This window comes from Reichenbachiella sp. MALMAid0571, from assembly GCF_040151475.1.
In the GTDB taxonomy this organism is placed as follows: domain Bacteria; phylum Bacteroidota; class Bacteroidia; order Cytophagales; family Cyclobacteriaceae; genus CAXBNB01.
This window is the reverse complement of sequence record NZ_JBDKWG010000134.1, coordinates 20,723-39,283: the sequence shown is the minus strand read 5'-3', so window position 1 is coordinate 39,283 and position 18,561 is coordinate 20,723. Positions and strand designations below refer to the sequence as shown.

The window sequence follows — 18,561 nt, the reverse complement described above, 5'->3', positions numbered from 1 at the left end:
TTGGTCTTGATGAAGAAAAGATAAGAAAGTATGTTCAATATCAAGAGAAACAAGAAAAAGTAGAAGAACAGCAGAAGTTGGATTTTGGCCCCTTATAGGGGCTTTTCAAGTCCACCTTCTTAGAGGGTGGATTCTTTAATTGTGCTTGCAAACCTTGGTGATGATAAAAATAGTGGTAGTTCAGAGGTTTCAAGTGCCAAGCAACCCTTGAACATCGAGTTAACTCAGGCTCAACGTGATAGTATAGCAGCGGTGGAACGAGCAAACATGATTGAAGAAAGGAAAAACGCAACGATTTCAGCAGGTGATCTGGTTTCATCATATACAAGCAACGAAGTAGCTGTAGATAACAACTTTAAAGGGAAAAAATTCTATGTTGAGGGCTACATTGAAAGTATTGGAAAGGACATACTTGACGACATATATGTTACCCTGAAACCTGGTGACCTGATAAGGAGCGTACAGTGTTATATCGAAGATCAGGACAAAGTTGCTCAATTGAGAAAAGGACAGAAAATCACTGTTATTGGTGAGTGTGATGGACTGATGATGAATGTCCTGATGAAAAACTGCAAGCTGGTGACTAATAAGAAGACCTGTAAGCAGCCTTTAATTCAGAATTCAATGTTTTGTTTTGTAAATTTGGTAACTTAAAAGAGTGTTGAATTTGAATAGAAAATATACCAGAAATTTCCAGATTTTATGGGATTATTATCAAGATGTACTTTAATGAACATAATCCACCTCATTTTCACATAGAATATCAAGACTATGAGGCCGTTATGAATATTGAAACGGGAGAAGTAATAGGAAGTATATCAAGACGCGCTCTGAATTTAGTATATGACTGGTTAGATCAACACAGAGACGAACTTTTAGAAAACTGGAAACGAATAGAAGAAAGAAAACCACTTAATAAAATCAAACCTTTAGACTGATGAACACTGACACATTACTTATAAAGGTCGAACAAGCCAAATACCTGAACGACTACAAAATACAGTTAACTTTTTCAGACGGACTATCCGGAGTTGTCGATTTGCAAGATGAAATTTGGGGAGAGGTTTTCGAACCATTGAAGGATGTAAACTATTTCAAGAATTTCACCAAAGATCGCTGGACAATCGGTTGGGATTGTGGAGCAGATTTTGCACCAGAATTTCTTCATGAATTAACTCTGAAGCAGAACGAAAAAGCCCATAACAGTTGCTAAGCTCCATAGGCCAACCGAGCTATTTTCCGAGGTTAGTGCTATACGATACTTTTATTGATATTTGAAACGCTGAGCCTACGGAGCTTAGCTAGACATTAGTTTTCAGTATGGCTACTTAACCTTTGTTGGACTTGTGTCCAACAAACCGCTAGAGATGGAATCTTCTAAAGAAAAGGTTTTTAATAGGCATGAGCACTTGAGACATGATATGTTTGCAGGTCACAAGGCCAGCAAAGGCGAGGCATTCGATGCTATCCGTTTATCCTAAATAAACCCACTTTGTCACCTTGACGAAGGAAAGGTCTTATTGGTTTGATGTGGGTAATTAACATGATGCCTGACTGTTGGTCGATATTTTTCAAGACCTGCAAGGTATAAACTCTCTAAAAGCTAAAAAAGCTCATAATACTGAAATTAATCATTTGAATTGGTGACTTTAGTTACCAATCTACAAGATTGTATGTGCGAAATTTACTCTGGAATGCTTAAGTACAAAATCATAAAATTAATAGCTGTTTGCATCATCTGTCTGGTATTAATTTATGGTATTGTCTTAATCGTTGAAAATGTATTTTAATATTTTAAAACTATTTTGAGATGAAAAAAAATATGGGAAGCGCAGATAAAATAATCAGAGTGATTATTGCTATCGTTATTGCAGCATTATACTTCGCAAATGTAATCACTGGTACATTGGGAGTTGTTTTACTGGTTTTGGCTGGCATTTTTGTATTGACCAGTTTTATAAGCTTTTGCCCACTATATGTTCCCTTCGGATTGACTACTTGTTCAATGAAGGAAAAGAAATAGAGCATCATTGCCGAATCTTTAAGACATTTGATCAATTATAGTGTTGGAAGGCTATTTTCATTGCAATTCTTAATGTACATTTGAGACAAAGAATTGAAGCCCGATGAAATTATCTAATTTTCTGTTTTTGGTTGTCTTTTTGGCACTGTATGGCTGCCTGGAACCATTCACCCCTCACCTTAATGAGAGTGGGGATAGCTTTCTTGTTGTAGATGGCATCATCACTGATCAGCCCGGGCCATATACCGTAAAAATTACAAAAAGTGCAGGAATAGACGAAGAGACAGAATTTGTTTCCGGAGTGGATATGTCCATAGAAGAAGAAAATGGTGTGGTTGAGTCTTTGACAGAGGTATCGGATGGTGTTTACCAAACGATTGGTATGCAAGGTGTGGAAGGCAGGCGATACAGACTCAACTTCAATTACCTTGGTCAACAATATCAATCTGCCTGGCAAAAGATTTATGCCTCTCCTGTCATTGATAGTATCTATTACAAAGCCGAAAAAAGAGGGACTACCGGTAAGGACAATGACGTATATGGAGTTCAGTTTTTTATTGCCAATCATGGTGCAGAGGATGGAACTAAATATTTTCGTTTTGAATGGGATGAAACCTGGAGAATTGGCGTGGCAAGGGGTATTACTGATGATTATGTTGGTCGGGATTCGATAACACCTACCACCAAAGTGTTTAACACCACATGCTGGAAAAGTGCTGAAACGAGAAGCTTAAATCTGGGGACGACTTTGGGATTATCCAAAAATCTCCTTTCGGGTCATAAACTGGGATTTATTACCGGAGAAGAAGCACGCTTCACCAGAAAATACAGCACACTGGTTAAACAATACACCCTTTCGGAAGAGGAATATTTGTTTTGGAAATACCTCAAGGAAGCAAATGAAGAAATAGGAGGACTGTTTGGAAAACAGCCGGCCAAGGTGGTAAGCAATGTGACCAATATTTCGAATCCCGGCGAAACGATATTGGGGTATTTTTCAGCCAGTGGCTTATCAGAAAAGAGGATATATGTAGGGACTGCCAACCTTCCATTTGAGTTAATTGCTAATCCTTCATGTCCGGTGCAGACTTATTTGAAAGAAGATCTAATGGAGGATTATGAATTGACACTGCTGCAAAGTATCGAAAATGGAAATTTGTTTTTTAGACTCTTGTTCTTAGAAGATGATCCTGAAATTGTAAGTGGAGCTGAAGTTACATCCCTCAGGTGTGTCGATTGTGTAGCCAATGGCGGTACCAACATCAAACCTGACTTTTGGGAAGAGTAGGAGAACAGACCTATATGGCTTCTAGATGCTCTGAACTGGATGACAGGCATCTGTACTCTCTATTTCAAAAATGAAATTAAACGATATAGATTTGGTTGGACTACAACATCCGAAGATTAATAAGTAAATTTGGCTTTGGTATTATTGTCGAAGAAATGACCAATTAATGATGGAACAAGATATCAGATGGGAACAGAGGTTTTCCAATTTTGTAAAAGCATTATATAAACTTACGCAAGCTGTAGAATACGTCAGGCATAACTTTATCGGTGAGGATGAATCAGTTGATGAACGTGATTTGATCATGTATTGGAAGAAATTATAAAGGAGGGTTTAATTCAACGATTTGAGTACACTCATGAATTGGCCTGGAATGTAATGAGAGATTACGCTATTTATCAGGGCAATACCAGTGTCGGAGGTAGCAGGGATGCAACAAGGGAAGCCTTTCAACTTCAGTTGGTTTCTGATGGGAAAGTTTGGATGGAAATGATTGGAAGTCGAAATAAAACATCACACACCTACAATGAAGAGACTGCCGAGGGGATTTATTCCCAAATACTTAATGCTTATTACCCTGCCTTTTTAGAATTTCAAAAGAATATGGAAGCCAAAAGAAGTGGTGAGCAAGGGCAACTTTTATTATAAGATGGGGCATTCAGGTTTAACACAAGAAGATACAGACAACATAAAGGCTGTTTTTTCAAAGTACAGTCAAATTGAAAAAGTCCTGCTTTATGGCTCCAGAGCAATGGGTAATTACAAACCCGCTTCGGATATTGACCTCACGTTAATTGGAAGTAATATTGATTTGAGTTTACTGTTGAAAATCGAATTTGATTTGGACGATTTGATGCTGCCCTACAAGTTTGATGTTTCCATTTATGACAAAATAACCAACCCTTCATTTATTGACCACATCAATAGAGTGGGTAAAGAGTTTTACGCAAAAGAGAAATACCAAAATACCCATCAGTGAAGCTATAGATCTTAGCTAGCTTTACTAAACCTTCAAGGTTTGGTAAAGCTTCGACTCCTAGAGCAGCATGTTGGGTATTTTTATATATGTTTCAAAAGCAGAATTAATGCATTATTTTTGATAAATATATCATAAGGCATATATCGCCTGTATATGCTCAAATGTTAGCAGCAACTCTTTAGGATGCCTCTTTATGAGTATAACAGCGATAATTAAATATCTTGACGACTACCTGACACGGTCAGGACGAGAAAGTATTAACCCGGTTGAAGCAAATGCTCTACTTGAAAAAGCAGGGCTTCTTCAGGACAGTAAAGACAGACTCGGCAAACCACTTCGGGACATATTACGCAAAGGACGACTTCCCCATGCTTTTCAATCAGGCGGCAAAGGTTCGGGTTGGACAATTCCTCATTCCAGCAAGCGAACAACAACATCTTCTAATTATCCGACAATTAAGCCAACGATTTTGAAAGCGCAACCTAAACAAAACACAAAGGCAATAGTTGATATTTCACAACTTAAGCAGCAGCTTGAAAAAGCACGATTGAGATACAAGCCAGACAAGGTAAAATACTTACTCATCGCGGAAGCACCACCAGACAGTTTAGGCCGCTTTTTCTACTATGAGAATGTTCATCAGCATGACTACTTGTTTTTGGGAGTTGCAGAAGCACTTTATCCGGATCTTAAAACTAAATTCATTGCAAGCGGACGCAGCGGCGATATTAAACGTTCAATCTTACTCAAACTGCAAGCAGACGGTTTTTACTTGGTTGATTTGTCAGAACTACCGCTTTCACTTCTAAGCAACGATTTAGATTCTCAACTTCCGAGCTTAATCGAAAGAATAAATCAAGTTGCTAACAGCGACACAAAAATAATTTTAATAAAAGCAACAGTCTACGACTCAGCCTTTTGGACTTTAAAAGAGCAGGGATTAGAAAACATAATAGATGTCAGAATTTCGTTTCCAGGACAAGGTGGGCAGAGGTTATTTCAGACGGAATTTAGAAGTGCACTAAAAAAGACAAACTACCAACGAGAATAGAGTATGCTGTTAACATTATATAAATCATAGGCGGGTTAATTTGTTATGATAATTTCTACGAGTAATTTTATTTATCAATAGTTGACAATGAAGTGCTTTTAACCGCCTACGCTTTATATATCGACGTTAGTTTCATTCATCCATGGAAAAACAACTTTTTTTAATAGGAAACGGATTTGATTTAGCTCATGGAATACCAACTAGTTATAATGATTTGATGAATTGGTATGGAAAACAATTGATAGATCAGCTTCAGGAAGAAGAGACGGTTGAGGATGATTTCTTTGAGACAAGTTTGAGAGTCCCATTAGGAGGCAGAACATCTAGTATACATAATTGTCCTCCCAATTTCTCTCAACTATTGGATTCAGGTTTCGCTAAACCAAAAAGCGATTTCTTTATGGAACTATTAGTAAATTATCGAAAAGGAAATTGGGTTGATATCGAAAGTTTCTATTTTGAAAAACTAAAACAAATAGCTCAGATACCGAAGGGTGACCTTGGACTAGAAGAACGTGTAAAAAGGGTAATAACCCTTAATAAGCAATTTCAGAATGTTCAAAATTTGTTGGACAGATATCTTAGAACTCTAACCAAAGAGATTAATCTGATGCCAGAGTTTCTTAAAATGTTTCAACCAAAAGATCCACAGGATAAGTACATGTACCTATCTTTCAATTATACCAATACAGTTGAGTTATACTTCAACAAACTAATAATTCCATCAAAATCTCAAGTAGTAAACATTCACGGTCGGCTGGGAAATAATGCAAATCCGATAATATTTGGCTATGGAGACCAGCATGATGAAATATATGCAACTCTTGAGAATTTCAATCAGAACGAGTTTCTAGAGTATATTAAGTATCCCCAGTACACCTTATCTGACGCTTTTCAAAAACTCACTAGATTCATTAATGTACCATACCAATCTTATATCGTTCACATTATTGGACACTCTTGCGGACTATCTGATAGAACGTTATTAAGAGAAATACTTGAAAATCGAAATTGTGAGAGGATTTTCATTCACCACTATCCAGACGTCAAGGATTTCACCCAGAAAGCGACTGAATTGACAAGGCACTTTACAGATAAAATTAGCTATTTGAAAAAGGTTTCACCTTTTGATCTATCTTTCGAATGTCCGCAATCGATTGAAACGACCTACAATAACTAGGCACTGGTGCGACCGATAGACCAAGCATGAATGCAGTGTTGAACGAACCTGTGTTGTGGTAGTTTTCTTGGGAAGTAGTGTCAAAAATAGTTGGTAACTTGTTGTAAATTTTTTCTACAGGTTCAGATATACTTTTTCCATTACGTCGATAGCCGTTTATTTTACTTATTGACTTGGTGAGTCCAATGTTTGGGAAGTCTTTCTTTAGTCGGAAATACAAACGGGTTTGAGCAATTCAGCTTTACCAAACCTTCAAGGTTTGGTAAAGCTCATCGCCATCACCAAATTAGCATTTTATAATTTTTTACAATGACCGTGTTGTGTACCTTTAAAGCTCAATTACACCAGACTTATCGTATTGACCATAATTCATTGAAAACTATGATCCGAATTTTATTCTCCTGCTTTCTCTTCGCTATATTATTTTCTTCCTGTCAAAATACCGACAAGCCTGCCGAAAAGGAAGAGGCCAAAAGACCAAATGTCATCCTGATCATGACCGATGACCAAGGCTATGGCGACTTAGCTTGTTTAGGGAATGAATTCATCAAAACACCCAACCTTGACAAGCTGTACAGTCAAAGTACCAGCTTGACGGATTTTCATGTGGGCACCACCTGCGCTCCGACCCGTTCGGCATTGATGACGGGCAAGCACTTCAACAAAGTGGGTGTGTGGCACACCATCAATGGTCGGTCTCTGCTGAGAAAAGAAGAGAAAACTGTAGCCAATGTTTTTGCTGATGCCGGCTACAATACAGGCATATTTGGTAAGTGGCATTTGGGTGACAATTATCCTTTCCGTCCACAAGACAGAGGATTTCAGGAAGTATGGGTGCACGGAGGGGGCGGAGTGACGCAAGCACCGGATTATTGGGGAAATGACTATTTTGACGATACCTATTACCACAATGGACATCCTGAAAAAGTGGAAGGCTATTGCACTGATGTCTGGTTTAGTAAGGCCATTGATTTTATAGACAAGAACAAGGACAAACCGTTTTTCTGCTACATCCCTACCAATGCGCCTCATGGACCATTGTTCGTAGATGAAAAATACAGCGAACCGTATAGAGGAAATGAAAATATTCCTTCTCCTGAGTTCAATGGCATGATTACCAATATCGATGAAAACGTAGGTCTGCTGGAAGCCTATTTGCAAAAGAATAATTTGGCTGACAATACCATTTTGATTTTTATGACCGATAACGGAACTGCCAATGGAGTCAGACTCAATGGTAAGGGATTTGCAGAAAAAGGGTTCAATGCCAATATGCGTGGCAAAAAAGGCTCGAATTATGAAGGAGGGCACAGGGTTCCGTTTTTCATTAGATGGCCGCAAGGAGGACTGTCCAAAAAAGCTGAAATCACCCAAAATACAATAGTGACAGATGTATTGCCTACCCTTATCGATCTTTGTGGTATTGAAGTGTCAAAGGATTTGCAATTTGATGGAACAAGTTTAAAACCATTGCTTTATGGCAACAAAGCGCCTTGGAAAGACAGGATGCTGATGGTCGATACCCAAAGGGAGTATGACCTTAAAAAGTACAAAAGGCCTTCTGTCATGTTCAATGAGTGGAGGTTGGTAAATGGTGATGAGTTGTACAATATTGCTGAAGACCCAGCACAGGCCACTAATGTGGCAGATCAATATCCTGATAGGGTAGTGGCCATGAAAGCAGGGTATGAGGAATTGTGGGAAGATGTGTCTGTAAATAAGGATGAAATCAGTAGGATTGTAGTGGGAGTACAAGATGAGAACCCTTTAAGGTTGAGCAGCCACGATTGGGCTGGTACTTCCAGTGTTCCATGGAATCAGGGGCATGTGAGAAGTGGAGTCAAGCTGAATGGTTTTTGGAATTTGACAGTGGCTGAAGCAGGAGAGTATGAAATATCACTGTGTCGTTGGCCAAGGTCATTTTTTAAGACGTTGCGTTGGGGTGACCCAAACAATGAGGCAGGCAATTTTAAGCCGATAAACATTCAAACAGCCAAGTTGAAAATTGGTGAAAATGAGTTGTCAAAACCAATATCTGAACGGGACAAGGAAGCAAAATTCAATGTGAGCCTGCGGTCGGGTGAAACTACTTTACAAACATGGTTTGATGATGGTACACCTGATACTTTTGGGGCTTATTATGTTTATATTACTAAGGTGTAGTGGGTCGAAATAAGTTTATTTCAGATTGTGGTTATTTGGCAAAGTAAGAAAAATAGCAAACTAGGTAAGTTTTCTTTATCCGACCCTCAACCTATAATTTCTATATTTACAATAAAAATTGCACCATGACAGAGATCATTTTTATAGTGCAGGAGTCTATAGAAGGCGGGTTTGAGGCAAGAGCACTCGATCATTCTATTTTTACTGATGGTGAAAGTATGGATGATTTGAAGCAAAATATACGAGAAGCAATTCAGTGCCACTTTGAAAGGGATGCTCCAAAGATGGTTCGTTTACACTTTGTTCGTGAAGAGGTCTTTGCAGCATGAATTTCAATCGCATTACTTCTTCTACTCAATCACCTTAAGTTTCTTCCCTACTTTCACAAAAGCTTCGATTGCTTTTGTGATGTGCTCGGGCTCATGTGCCGCAGAAAGCTGCACCCTGATCCTTGCTTTTCCTTTTGGTACTACAGGAAAGAAAAAACCGATCACATAAACGCCTTCTTTCAGCAGTTGTTTTGCAAACTCCTGCGCTAAAGGTGCTTCGTACAACATGATGGGTACAATCGGATGATCGCCCGGTACAATGTCAAATCCTGCTGCAGTCATTTCTGAGCGAAACCGCTTTGTGTTCTGTTCCAGTTTGTCCCTCAACTGGGTAGAGTTAGTAATCATTTCTAATACCTTCAGGGTAGCACCTACAATGGCCGGGGCTAGAGTGTTGGAAAAAAGGTAGGGACGTGAATGCTGCCTGAGCAAATCCACAATTTCTTTTCGTGCTGCGGTAAAACCACCAGAGGCTCCTCCCAAGGCTTTTCCATAAGTGCCTGTGATGATGTCCACCCTCTCGATGACATTGCGGTATTCATGCGTGCCTCGTCCATTGGCACCAATAAAACCTGTCGAATGGCATTCATCGATCATTACCAGCGCCTCATATTTGTCTGCCAGGTCGCAGATTTTGTCTAGCTGGGCGATGGTGCCATCCATCGAAAACGAACCATCGGTTACAATTAGCTTGCGCCTTGCAGATCCGGCAGCTTTTAGCTGTTCTTCAAGGTCATCCATGTTATTGTGCCTGTAGCGGAATCTTTGAGCCTTGCAAAGCCTGATGCCATCAATGATAGATGCGTGGTTGAGTTCATCGGATATAATGGCATCTTCAGTTGATAGCAACGGCTCGAACAGGCCGCCATTTGCATCGAAAGCAGCGGCATACAAGATGCAATCCTCCATGCCTAAAAACTCAGCAGTTTTTTGCTCCAATTGCTTGTGAATGTCTTGAGTACCACAGATAAACCTTACAGATGATAGTCCAAAACCATGAGTTCGTATTGCGTTAATGCCTGCTTCTATTACTTCAGGGTGTGAGGCAAGTCCAAGGTAGTTGTTGGCACAAAAATTCAAGACTTCCTTGTGTGCTGTGGTGCTTATTTGTGCTCCTTGTTTGGATGTAATAATCCTTTCATTTTTATACAATCCGTTTGATTTTATCTGATTCAGACTGTCTTGTAGTTCGTTTTTCAGTTTTCCGTACATGTTTGTTTTTTCTTTTTTTGGTAGAATGGACTTTTACTAATTTATACTGCAACTGATTGGTTTTGATATTTTAACTCCAACTGTTTGATCATTGTATCAACCATATAATTCAGATTATATGCCGGTTTCCAACCCCAGTTTTTTATTGCCACAGAATCATCAATGCTCATTGGCCAACTTTCGGCTATTTCCTGTCTGAAATCTGGTTTGTACGTTACTTGAAAATCCGGAAATACCCGTTGTATCGATTTGGTGAGTTGAGCTGGAGAAAAGCTCATACCTGCAAGATTGTAGGACGTTCTGATCTTTATCTTTTCTAAAGGTGCATCCATCAATTCTATGGTGGCTCTGATGGCATCATCCATGTAGATCATGGGCAGCATCGTGGATGATTTGAGAAAACATTCATAGGGTTCGTTTTGCACTGCTTTGTGAAATATGTCCACAGCATAGTCAGTGGTGCCTCCACCCGGCAAAGATTGGTAACCTATTATTCCGGGATATCTTAATGACCGAATATCCAGTCTATATTTTTGATGGTAGTATTGAGCCCAGTTTTCGCCTGCTACTTTGCTGATGCCATATACCGTTGACGGAAATAAAGGAGGTGACTGTGGGGTGTTAACCTTCGGGGCATTTTGTCCGAAGACTGCTATCGAACTGGGAAAGAACACTTTGCTTACATGGTTTAACCTGGAAACTTCCAGCACATTGAAGAAGGTTTTCATATTAATATCCCATGTGTTGAGTGGAAATTTTTCTCCCGAAGCAGAAAGAATAGCTGCCAGGTGATATATCTGATCTACTTTATATTCTCTTACCACTTTCCTGAGACTGTTAAAATCTGTAGCATCCAGAGTTACAAAATTTCCGGCAAAATTGGGGTTTGGGCGTAAGTCCGAAGCGACTACATTTTCTGCACCATATTTTATCTGTAACTGATTTGTCAGTACTGAACCAAGTTGCCCGCTAGCTCCAATCACCAATATTGTCTCCATATCTTTATGACATATAAAGTCGAATTATGATGTAATACTAGTGTTTATATTTTTATATTTGAATATTAGCAATAATAATAGCTGTAATATTTAGCATTTAAAGTTATAATTTCTTTTTAAGTGATTTTAAAACAATCCAATAAGTAAATTTTATGGACAACCTTGACGAACTGGATAAAACTATACTTAGGATTTTGCAAAAAGATTCTAAAAAGACGGCCAAAGAAATAGCCATCACATTGAATCTGACCATATCGCCGGTTTATGAGAGAATCCGACGATTGGAAAATCAGGGATTCATAAAAAAGTATGTGGCTATTTTGGATAAAAAGCTGATCAACAGGTCTGTGACCTGTCTTTGTCAGGTGTCTATGCGTTATCACACGGAGGCTTTTATTGAAAAATTCGAACAACAAATCCAAGACCTTGATGAAGTGCAGGAGTGTTACCACATGGCAGGGCAGGTTGATTTTATTTTAAAGATCAATGTGAAGAGTCTGGAAGCCTATCATGAGTTTGTCAGATACAAATTGTCAAAAATTGAAAACATTGGCGTGCTCAACAGCACTTTTGCATTGAAAGAAATCAAGCACACGTCGGAGTATTACATTTGAGGATAAACTTTCATGTGATGAATCTGCACCCTGTTTATGATGATTTTTTCATCCGGTTCAACATGCTCTGCCTGTAATTTTGAAATTCACTCAATTCTGTTGATAAGTAGTCTTCTTTTTAAAACGTGGGATTTACTTTTGATACAAGTTAAGTGATCATTTTCTATGTGTCAAAATGAGCAGGTGTATTAGATTCATATTGTTGGTTGCGTTAATTGCAAATCATTCACTTGCGCAGGAGATAGTTCAATTTAAGAATATAGATCATGCCAACGGGCTTTCCAACGGCAGGGTGACCAGTATTATTCAGGATAATCAGGGGTTTATTTGGGTTGGGACAAAGAGTGGACTCAATCGATATGATGGCAACAAATTCAAGGTTTACAATCAGTACAACAGTACAATAAGCTCCAATGACATTTCTGATATAATGATGGATCGGAGCGGTGTTATTTGGATCGCTACCATTGGAGGGGGAGTGAGTCTTTACGATTCTCTTAAGGATAATTTTTCAACATTTAGGCATTCTGAGAATGATAAAAATGCCTTGTTGTCAGACGAAGTTCATAAAATATTTGAGGATTCAAGTGGTAACATTTGGATAGGCACAGAAGGAGGGCTGAACCTTTACGATAGAGAAAATGAAGGTTTCAAGGGGTTTGTAAATGAAAAGGGTAATTCATCGAGTCTTTCTCATAATAGTGTATGGGGGTTAGCAGATGATGAAAACGAAAATTTGTGGATTGGTACCTATGGTGGGGGGCTGAACAAATTTGTGAAAGAAGACAGTACGTTTATGTCGGGTTCACAACTTGTGGAAGAAACAAATCTTCCAAAATTGGAATTCATCAATGTTGTTCATCCCGTAGTGCCCAATCAAATTTTGATAGGAACCCATGGAAATGGATTGCTCAGGCTCGATGTGGCTTCCGGAAATATTTCTGATATGTTAGAAACATTTCCAAATAATGGAGAGCGGATTATCAGGACATTAGAGGCAGATTCCAATGGTAATATTTGGGTTGGCACGGACGGAGAGGGTGTTATTCAAATAAAGAATGCCATTTCTGACAAGCCACTTTACAACAAATTCATAAATGACAACAGGTTGTCTTATTCACTTTCTAATAATACGGTCAATTGCATTTTCGAAGACAATGAATCCAACATCTGGATCGGTACTGCCTGGAAAGGGATTGACATTATTGAGAACGAGCAAAATGGTTTCCGCTTTCTGTTTAGCGATATCCGGGGTTATAACCCCTTTCCTGTTCTTTCAATATTTGAACATGAAAAAAAGCTATGGATAGGAACAGACGGAGATGGCCTTAATATATATGACTTGCAAAGTACGAAGCTGGAAACATTTAACAGGTCAAAGCAAAATTCTGTTGGAGGGGATTATATTCAGTTTGTGAAAAATGCCGGTAATGGGAAATATTGGATTGGCACATTTGCTAACGGGTTGATTTTCTTTGATTATTTGACCAAAGAAAAGGTTCAATACAAGCATGAACCCGGCAATTCTAATTCTATTCCATTTAATGATGTTCGTGATGTGATAGAAGACGATTTGGGCAATTTGTGGGGAGCGACCTGGGGAGGAGGTATCTTTTATTTCGATATTGAAAAACAATTGTTCAGTACATATCGAAACGATGCAACCGATCAAAATTCTTTGAGCAATGACAATGTAATTTCTTTAGAAAAAGCAAAGAACGGTGATATTTGGGTGGGTACTTTTGGAGGAGGACTCAACTTGCTGGATACCAAAACGCATAAATTTACATACCATAGACACTCTACAGTAGGAGACAATTCTATCACCAGCGATTATATCTATAGTCTTTTGGCAGATGCACAAAATAACCTTTGGATTGGTACAAGAGATGGGTTGTGCCTCTATAATCCTGTGGAACAAAAATTTGAAACATTACAATTTTCCAGTGATACCGAAGAGAAGTCAGTAACCTCTATATTGTCAGACGATGATCAGAACATCTGGTTTGGAACGAAAGTAGGGATATTTAAGTATCAGACAAAACAAAATGAGTTTCAATCATTTTATGAACTTTCAGGAGAATATCATATCAATTCTGCCTTTAAAGACGGGTATGGAAAATTGTATTTCGGGGGAATAGATGGGCTTGTAAGCATTGATCCATTCGAGCAGAGACGCATTACGTTGGAGCCAACTGTTAAATTAACCAGTTTCAAGCTATTTAATAAAGAGGTTTCTATTGTCAAAAGAGGCCCTATTCAGAAGCAGATTCTTTTCGAAGATGAGATTCTTTTAAACTACAATCAGGATGTTTTGACTTTTGAATTTGCAGCGTTGAAATACCCGTTTTCCAGCCATCTGGAATATGCTATCAAAATGGAGAATTTCGATCATGATTGGAGAGAAATAGGGACAGAAAGATCGGCGACATATACAAACCTGCCTCCCGGTGATTACACTTTTAAGGTCAGGGTAAAAGAGAACGATCAATGGAATGAGAAGTACGCTTCTGTCGATCTTGTTGTTAAAAGTCCATTTTGGGCAACCTGGTGGGCATACCTCACATATATTGTTCTGATTGTTTTCTTGCTCTATCTATATCAGAAAAATTCGGTAGCCTGGGTGAAAATGAAAAGTAACCTTAAGCTGGAACAGCTTACCAGGGAAAAGGAAGCAGAGCTATTTGACATTAAGCAAAGGTTTTTCACGAATATCTCCCATGAAATAAGAACTCCTGTTACACTTATGTTAGGTGCTTTGAATCAGTTTCAGGCAAATGGAATTGTGAACAGAATTCAAAAGGATGCAGTGGATGTTTTGAGAAGAAATGGAGACCATCTTTTCCATCTGGTAAATGAATTATTGGATTTCAGGAAACTGGAATCGTCCAATGCCACCCTTCACGTATCAAAGATTGATTTTGTTGAATTTTCTAAGGAGATATTCCTTTCATACAATGGAAAAGCCAATGAAATGGACATTGTCTATGAATTTATTTCGGGCCAAGAGCAAATATTTCTATGGTTTGATCCTGTCAGAATGGAAAAGGTAATATACAATCTGCTATCTAATGCATTCAAATACTCTCAGGCTGGTGGTACAATCAAAGTGGTGATAGATCAAAATGATGAAAATTTATATTTTTCTGTTGTTGATTCTGGTCAGGGCATTTCAAAAGATAAAATCAAAAAAATATTTGATCGGTTTTATCAATCGGATACCAATTCTGATGATGCTCAGGGGTTTGGACTTGGATTGTCAATTGCCAGGGAGGTAATTCGTCTTCATTCCGGAGAAATTTATGTAGAAAGTAAAGAAAATGAAGGCACCACTTTTAAAGTGGAATTGCCATTAGGCAAAGATCATTTTAAGGAAAAGGAGTTGGCACCTGTTTCTCAGAAGGAGAACTTAAAAATTGAACAGTCTGTAAAAAACAGGTTGGAGAAATCCGTTCCGCAAGAACCAAACTATTTTGAAAATGTTTCGGTTTTGATAGTAGAAGACAATGACGAGATACGTGAATATCTTGTTAACCTGTTAAAAGATAATTTTAAAATTTTTCAGGCTAACAATGGAAAGACAGGAATGAACCTGGCTTTTAAAGAAGTTCCGGATTTGATCTTAAGTGATGTCATGATGCCGGAAATGAATGGAATCCACCTTACCGAAAAGTTAAAAGCTGATATACGAACCAGCCATATTCCGATTATCATTCTTACAGCGAGAACCTCTCTGATTTACAAAAAGGAGGGGTTCGAAACCGGAGCAGATGAATACATCACCAAGCCATTTGATGAAGTGCTGTTAAAAACACGGATCTTCAATTTGTTGCGAAACAGGTATTTGTTGCGCAAAAAGTTTAAAACAGATGCACTTCTAGAGCCTAAAGAACTTCCTATCAACTCTCGTGACCAACAATTTGTAGATGCATTAATCAAATTGCTGGAAAACAATATAAAAGAAGGAGAGATAAAGGCTGATTATCTGGCCAGAGAACTTGGGATGAGTCATTCGGTTATTTACAAGAAGGTAAAATCTCTGACCGGGCAGTCTTTGGTCGAATTTATTCGTGATTTCAGATTAAAAAGAGCAGCACATCTGATAAGAGATCATGAAGATACTGTCATTGAAGCTTGCTATAAGGTAGGGTTTTCAGATCGTAAATATTTTGGCCAGGTTTTTAAGAAAAAATTTGGTGTCAGTCCAACTACTTATGCTAAAATGGCTCCTGACGAATATGGACAGTGACTATCACAGTTTTAAAAACTTAATACCAAATTATTTAAACCTAAGGAACATGAAGCAAAATAGAATGAAAATATATCTGATTGGATTGGCAATTGTCGTTTTGATCATATTTGTCATTGATTTGATAGTGAAATAGTATAGCTAGACACATCTGCAGATGGTGTTTCTGTCTTGTATATTCTTGTTTTCATCTTTAATTTCCTGTGGTTTTAAAAAAGACACTATTTGGATGAGTGCTAATGTTCTGATCTTTTAAACCTATCATGATCTCCCATTTTCCTCAAGATGAATTGGGTCGTTTTGTCAAATTTTAGTTTTTGTTCTTCAGTACACAATTCCCTTATAGATTTGAAATGTTTAAACATTCCTATTTCCATTTCAGACTGACGTTTACTGATCAATTGAGCAACAGAATCAATGTTGAAAGATTGATTGCTTATGTTACTAAATATCATTTCCCTGAGTTCTTGTTGTTCTTTTCTTTTTTTTCTACTCATTTCAAAATGAGATTTTCTCAAATTGCGGTATTCCTGGCGTTGTTCTTTATTTAGTCCTAATTCCTTTTCCATGAAGTGGACTTTTTCAGATGATTTACCTTCTTTTGATTTTTCATGCCAGGGTGGATTTTGGTCATCAAAAGGATGTTTGTGAACTATCCTTTTGTGTATTACAAAAAAGTATATACTTAACACATTTAGTGCAATTAGCATAGCAATAATGATGGTTGCTGTCTTATTTTGAGTGAAAAAGTTCATATTTATATGGTTTAGTATTCACTATAGGCGAATGTATTTATTTGATATTCGCTTACAAGATTTTCAATTTCTGTTTCAGTACTTGATACAGGTTCGTTTTCCTGTTTTTCTTCGTTCAGGAATGAAACATAGCTAATGGCATTCATTATAATCAGGAGTCCGATAGCTGCCCATTTTACGAACTGCATGTAGTCTATTCCATCTTTTTCTTCGTGTCTGACCTTGTCCATTACCGAAGAATAAATTCCAATGGGGGCTTCTACCTTCCGAATTGAATCCAATACATCCAGGGTCTTATTTACTTCTCGTTGAATGTCTTTATTCTTTTTCATAGCATTTGTTCATAATAATGAGACAATTTTTTCTTTAAGTTTTTCTTCGCCCTAAATATCAGAGATTCCACAGAAGACAAACTTATGTTCATGGTATTTGAAATATCTTTGTAACTCATTCCGTCCATGTTATGTAAAACCAGAGCAATTTTTTGATTGTCAGGTAGCTGGTCAATTTGTTTGTACAACAATTCTGTTCTTTCCTGATTTTCAGCCTCTACCCCCGGATGATCCAACACCTTAGGCTCTATGATTGTATCGCTTGTATTTCCGATAGAAACTAAAAACGCAAACCTCTTTTTCCTTTTTGCTTTCCTTTGAAATTCCAGACACTTGGAAATCGTAATCCGATACACCCAGGTTTTCAATGTGGCATCCTGTCTGAAAGAATTTATACTTTTAAAAACTTCTACAAATACATCCTGAGTAATTTCCTCGGCATCTTCTTTGATGGGTAGAAAGCCCAGACTTGTATTAAAAACCATATTCTGGTATTTATGAACAAGAAACTTAAAAGCATCTTCATCACCTTCTGCAATTCCATTGATAAGTGCTTGTTCTGATATTTCAGCCAATGATAAGTTCTTTGTAGGTTCTGTTATACAGAGCAGATTCAGACTGCCTGAACCTGCTCCATTGTATTTCTCAAATTTAATTTATTGATTAAAGAAATTATCATTAACCTTTTTTCATTTGACCAAATCCATCTCCACCTCTTCCGTGATGGTCTTTTTTGCCCATCATCATATTCATATTGTCAAATTTAAATTTTTGTTTTTCGTCCAGTAAAGCCCTCACCTCTTGTTTGGTTTGCACTTGGCTTACAAACATTTTAGTTCTCAAATCTCCGATTTCCTCAGCTACTTTTGTAATTGCTTTGAGATCAGGGTTATCTGCTGAACTTAGTGTTTTAAGTTTGGCTTCTTTTTCTCCGATGGTATTTTTCACAGATTTCATGGATTTCATTGCCGCAAAATGGATTTCCTCAATTTTGGTTTTCTGTGCATCTGTTAATTCAAGAGCCTGTGCAAATCGTTCACCTCTATCCGGTTTTTCGGAATTGGCATGCATCATCTTTTGTCTTTGTCCCATCTTATTCATTTGTGGACTTTGAGCTATCGAAGCAGTACCTATTAAAACTAATGCTGATAATAATACGATTGACCTTTTCATTTTTTTGGATTTTTAATTATAAATTTATTTGACTTATTAGATGTCAGTCTTTCGCATTACTTGCGCTATTAAGAAAAAAAATGCGATTCTTAATTATTCATTAATGTTTGGTTGTACAGATGAGAGTAAGTATGTTCAGAAAAAATCCAATGAATTGAACAATTAATCCATCTTGTCAAATGCAGTAGAATCTTCCTTTGTAATATCTAAAAATG

At 37.8% G+C, this 18,561-nt stretch carries 20 protein-coding genes; 14 read left to right on the top strand and 6 right to left on the bottom strand.

What is annotated here, in order from left to right; genetic code table 11:
* Nucleotides 1-126: 126 nt before the first annotated feature.
* The 12 genes from AAOP42_RS13500 (at nt 127) to AAOP42_RS13445 (ending at nt 9,013) form a co-directional block, all read left to right on the top strand.
* The gene (locus AAOP42_RS13500) at nt 127-654 is read left to right on the top strand and encodes an OB-fold protein (RefSeq protein WP_349529059.1); all 528 of its coding nucleotides are present in this window, start codon (nt 127-129) and stop codon (nt 652-654) included.
* 17 nt (nt 655-671) lie between these two features.
* Nucleotides 672-938, top strand: a complete 267-nt coding sequence (locus AAOP42_RS13495; protein WP_349529060.1) for a DUF4160 domain-containing protein — start codon at nt 672-674, stop codon at nt 936-938.
* Nucleotides 938-1,213 carry a DUF2442 domain-containing protein gene (locus tag AAOP42_RS13490; RefSeq protein WP_349529058.1) on the top strand — a complete coding sequence of 92 codons (276 nt, stop codon included), beginning with the start codon at nt 938-940 and terminating at the stop codon, nt 1,211-1,213. The genes AAOP42_RS13495 and AAOP42_RS13490 overlap by 1 nt, the downstream gene beginning before the upstream one ends.
* Nucleotides 1,214-1,810: 597 nt before the next feature.
* Nucleotides 1,811-2,023: a YgaP family membrane protein gene (locus tag AAOP42_RS13485; RefSeq protein WP_349529057.1), complete on the top strand. Its 213-nt coding sequence runs from the start codon at nt 1,811-1,813 to the stop codon at nt 2,021-2,023.
* Between the two features lie 103 nt (nt 2,024-2,126).
* Entirely contained in the window at nt 2,127-3,311 is a 1,185-nt protein-coding gene (locus AAOP42_RS13480; RefSeq protein WP_349529056.1) for a DUF4249 domain-containing protein, read from the top strand.
* Between the two features lie 166 nt (nt 3,312-3,477).
* A complete protein-coding gene (locus AAOP42_RS13475) occupies nt 3,478-3,636 on the top strand; it encodes a hypothetical protein (RefSeq protein WP_349529055.1) in 159 nt (52 codons plus the stop codon).
* Complete coding sequence (locus tag AAOP42_RS13470) at nt 3,621-3,959, top strand: nucleotidyltransferase substrate binding protein (protein ID WP_349529054.1); 339 nt, start codon at nt 3,621-3,623, stop codon at nt 3,957-3,959. Before AAOP42_RS13475 ends, AAOP42_RS13470 begins: the two co-directional genes overlap by 16 nt.
* A gap of 1 nt (nt 3,960) precedes the next feature.
* The gene (locus tag AAOP42_RS13465) at nt 3,961-4,290 is read left to right on the top strand and encodes a nucleotidyltransferase domain-containing protein (protein ID WP_349529053.1); all 330 of its coding nucleotides are present in this window, start codon (nt 3,961-3,963) and stop codon (nt 4,288-4,290) included.
* A 193-nt stretch (nt 4,291-4,483) separates the two neighbouring features.
* Nucleotides 4,484-5,341, top strand: a complete 858-nt coding sequence (locus AAOP42_RS13460; RefSeq protein ID WP_349529052.1) for a hypothetical protein — start codon at nt 4,484-4,486, stop codon at nt 5,339-5,341.
* 142 nt (nt 5,342-5,483) lie between these two features.
* Entirely contained in the window at nt 5,484-6,521 is a 1,038-nt protein-coding gene (locus AAOP42_RS13455; RefSeq protein WP_349529051.1) for an AbiH family protein, read from the top strand.
* A 381-nt stretch (nt 6,522-6,902) separates the two neighbouring features.
* The gene (locus tag AAOP42_RS13450) at nt 6,903-8,684 is read left to right on the top strand and encodes an arylsulfatase (RefSeq protein WP_349529050.1); all 1,782 of its coding nucleotides are present in this window, start codon (nt 6,903-6,905) and stop codon (nt 8,682-8,684) included.
* A 125-nt stretch (nt 8,685-8,809) separates the two neighbouring features.
* Nucleotides 8,810-9,013, top strand: a complete 204-nt coding sequence (locus AAOP42_RS13445; protein WP_349529049.1) for a 2-oxoisovalerate dehydrogenase — start codon at nt 8,810-8,812, stop codon at nt 9,011-9,013.
* A gap of 21 nt (nt 9,014-9,034) precedes the next feature.
* Here AAOP42_RS13445 and kbl read toward each other — a convergent pair whose 3' ends face one another.
* The gene (gene kbl / locus AAOP42_RS13440) at nt 9,035-10,225 is read right to left on the bottom strand and encodes a glycine C-acetyltransferase (RefSeq protein WP_349529048.1); all 1,191 of its coding nucleotides are present in this window, start codon (nt 10,223-10,225) and stop codon (nt 9,035-9,037) included.
* 41 nt (nt 10,226-10,266) lie between these two features.
* On the bottom strand, nt 10,267-11,223 hold the full coding sequence (locus tag AAOP42_RS13435) for an NAD-dependent epimerase/dehydratase family protein (protein WP_349529047.1): 957 nt from the start codon (nt 11,221-11,223) through the stop codon (nt 10,267-10,269).
* 152 nt (nt 11,224-11,375) lie between these two features.
* Between AAOP42_RS13435 and AAOP42_RS13430 the strand changes: the two genes are divergently transcribed.
* Both AAOP42_RS13430 and AAOP42_RS13425 read left to right on the top strand, forming a co-directional pair.
* Nucleotides 11,376-11,837, top strand: coding sequence for an Lrp/AsnC family transcriptional regulator (locus tag AAOP42_RS13430; protein WP_349529046.1), 462 nt, complete (start codon nt 11,376-11,378; stop codon nt 11,835-11,837).
* Nucleotides 11,838-12,012: 175 nt separating this feature from the next.
* A complete protein-coding gene (locus AAOP42_RS13425; RefSeq protein WP_349529045.1) occupies nt 12,013-16,086 on the top strand; it encodes a two-component regulator propeller domain-containing protein in 4,074 nt (1,357 codons plus the stop codon).
* 236 nt (nt 16,087-16,322) lie between these two features.
* Here AAOP42_RS13425 and AAOP42_RS13420 read toward each other — a convergent pair whose 3' ends face one another.
* The 4 genes from AAOP42_RS13420 to AAOP42_RS13405 all read right to left on the bottom strand — a co-directional run bounded on the left by AAOP42_RS13420 (nt 16,323) and on the right by AAOP42_RS13405 (nt 18,346).
* Nucleotides 16,323-16,841, bottom strand: a complete 519-nt coding sequence (locus AAOP42_RS13420; protein ID WP_349529044.1) for a Spy/CpxP family protein refolding chaperone — start codon at nt 16,839-16,841, stop codon at nt 16,323-16,325.
* An 11-nt stretch (nt 16,842-16,852) separates the two neighbouring features.
* A complete protein-coding gene (locus AAOP42_RS13415; RefSeq protein WP_349529043.1) occupies nt 16,853-17,173 on the bottom strand; it encodes a hypothetical protein in 321 nt (106 codons plus the stop codon).
* On the bottom strand, nt 17,170-17,748 hold the full coding sequence (locus tag AAOP42_RS13410) for an RNA polymerase sigma factor (protein ID WP_349529042.1): 579 nt from the start codon (nt 17,746-17,748) through the stop codon (nt 17,170-17,172). The genes AAOP42_RS13415 and AAOP42_RS13410 overlap by 4 nt, the downstream gene beginning before the upstream one ends.
* Before the next feature lie 103 nt (nt 17,749-17,851).
* Nucleotides 17,852-18,346, bottom strand: a complete 495-nt coding sequence (locus AAOP42_RS13405; RefSeq protein WP_349529041.1) for a Spy/CpxP family protein refolding chaperone — start codon at nt 18,344-18,346, stop codon at nt 17,852-17,854.
* Between the last annotated feature and the right edge of the window lie 215 nt (nt 18,347-18,561).

What these genes read in the sequence shown, in the direction of transcription:
- AAOP42_RS13490 (WP_349529058.1), top strand. Translation starts at nt 938, where the DNA reads ATGAACACTGACACATTACTTATAAAGGTCGAACAAGCCAAATACCTG.
- AAOP42_RS13485 (WP_349529057.1), top strand. Translation starts at nt 1,811, where the DNA reads ATGAAAAAAAATATGGGAAGCGCAGATAAAATAATCAGAGTGATTATT.
- AAOP42_RS13480 (WP_349529056.1), top strand. Translation starts at nt 2,127, where the DNA reads ATGAAATTATCTAATTTTCTGTTTTTGGTTGTCTTTTTGGCACTGTAT.
- AAOP42_RS13475 (WP_349529055.1), top strand. Translation starts at nt 3,478, where the DNA reads ATGATGGAACAAGATATCAGATGGGAACAGAGGTTTTCCAATTTTGTA.
- AAOP42_RS13465 (WP_349529053.1), top strand. Translation starts at nt 3,961, where the DNA reads ATGGGGCATTCAGGTTTAACACAAGAAGATACAGACAACATAAAGGCT.
- AAOP42_RS13460 (WP_349529052.1), top strand. Translation starts at nt 4,484, where the DNA reads ATGAGTATAACAGCGATAATTAAATATCTTGACGACTACCTGACACGG.
- AAOP42_RS13455 (WP_349529051.1), top strand. Translation starts at nt 5,484, where the DNA reads ATGGAAAAACAACTTTTTTTAATAGGAAACGGATTTGATTTAGCTCAT.
- AAOP42_RS13450 (WP_349529050.1), top strand. Translation starts at nt 6,903, where the DNA reads ATGATCCGAATTTTATTCTCCTGCTTTCTCTTCGCTATATTATTTTCT.
- AAOP42_RS13445 (WP_349529049.1), top strand. Translation starts at nt 8,810, where the DNA reads ATGACAGAGATCATTTTTATAGTGCAGGAGTCTATAGAAGGCGGGTTT.
- kbl (WP_349529048.1), bottom strand. Translation starts at nt 10,225, where the DNA reads ATGTACGGAAAACTGAAAAACGAACTACAAGACAGTCTGAATCAGATA.
- AAOP42_RS13435 (WP_349529047.1), bottom strand. Translation starts at nt 11,223, where the DNA reads ATGGAGACAATATTGGTGATTGGAGCTAGCGGGCAACTTGGTTCAGTA.
- AAOP42_RS13430 (WP_349529046.1), top strand. Translation starts at nt 11,376, where the DNA reads ATGGACAACCTTGACGAACTGGATAAAACTATACTTAGGATTTTGCAA.
- AAOP42_RS13425 (WP_349529045.1), top strand. Translation starts at nt 12,013, where the DNA reads ATGAGCAGGTGTATTAGATTCATATTGTTGGTTGCGTTAATTGCAAAT.
- AAOP42_RS13420 (WP_349529044.1), bottom strand. Translation starts at nt 16,841, where the DNA reads ATGAACTTTTTCACTCAAAATAAGACAGCAACCATCATTATTGCTATG.
- AAOP42_RS13415 (WP_349529043.1), bottom strand. Translation starts at nt 17,173, where the DNA reads ATGAAAAAGAATAAAGACATTCAACGAGAAGTAAATAAGACCCTGGAT.
- AAOP42_RS13405 (WP_349529041.1), bottom strand. Translation starts at nt 18,346, where the DNA reads ATGAAAAGGTCAATCGTATTATTATCAGCATTAGTTTTAATAGGTACT.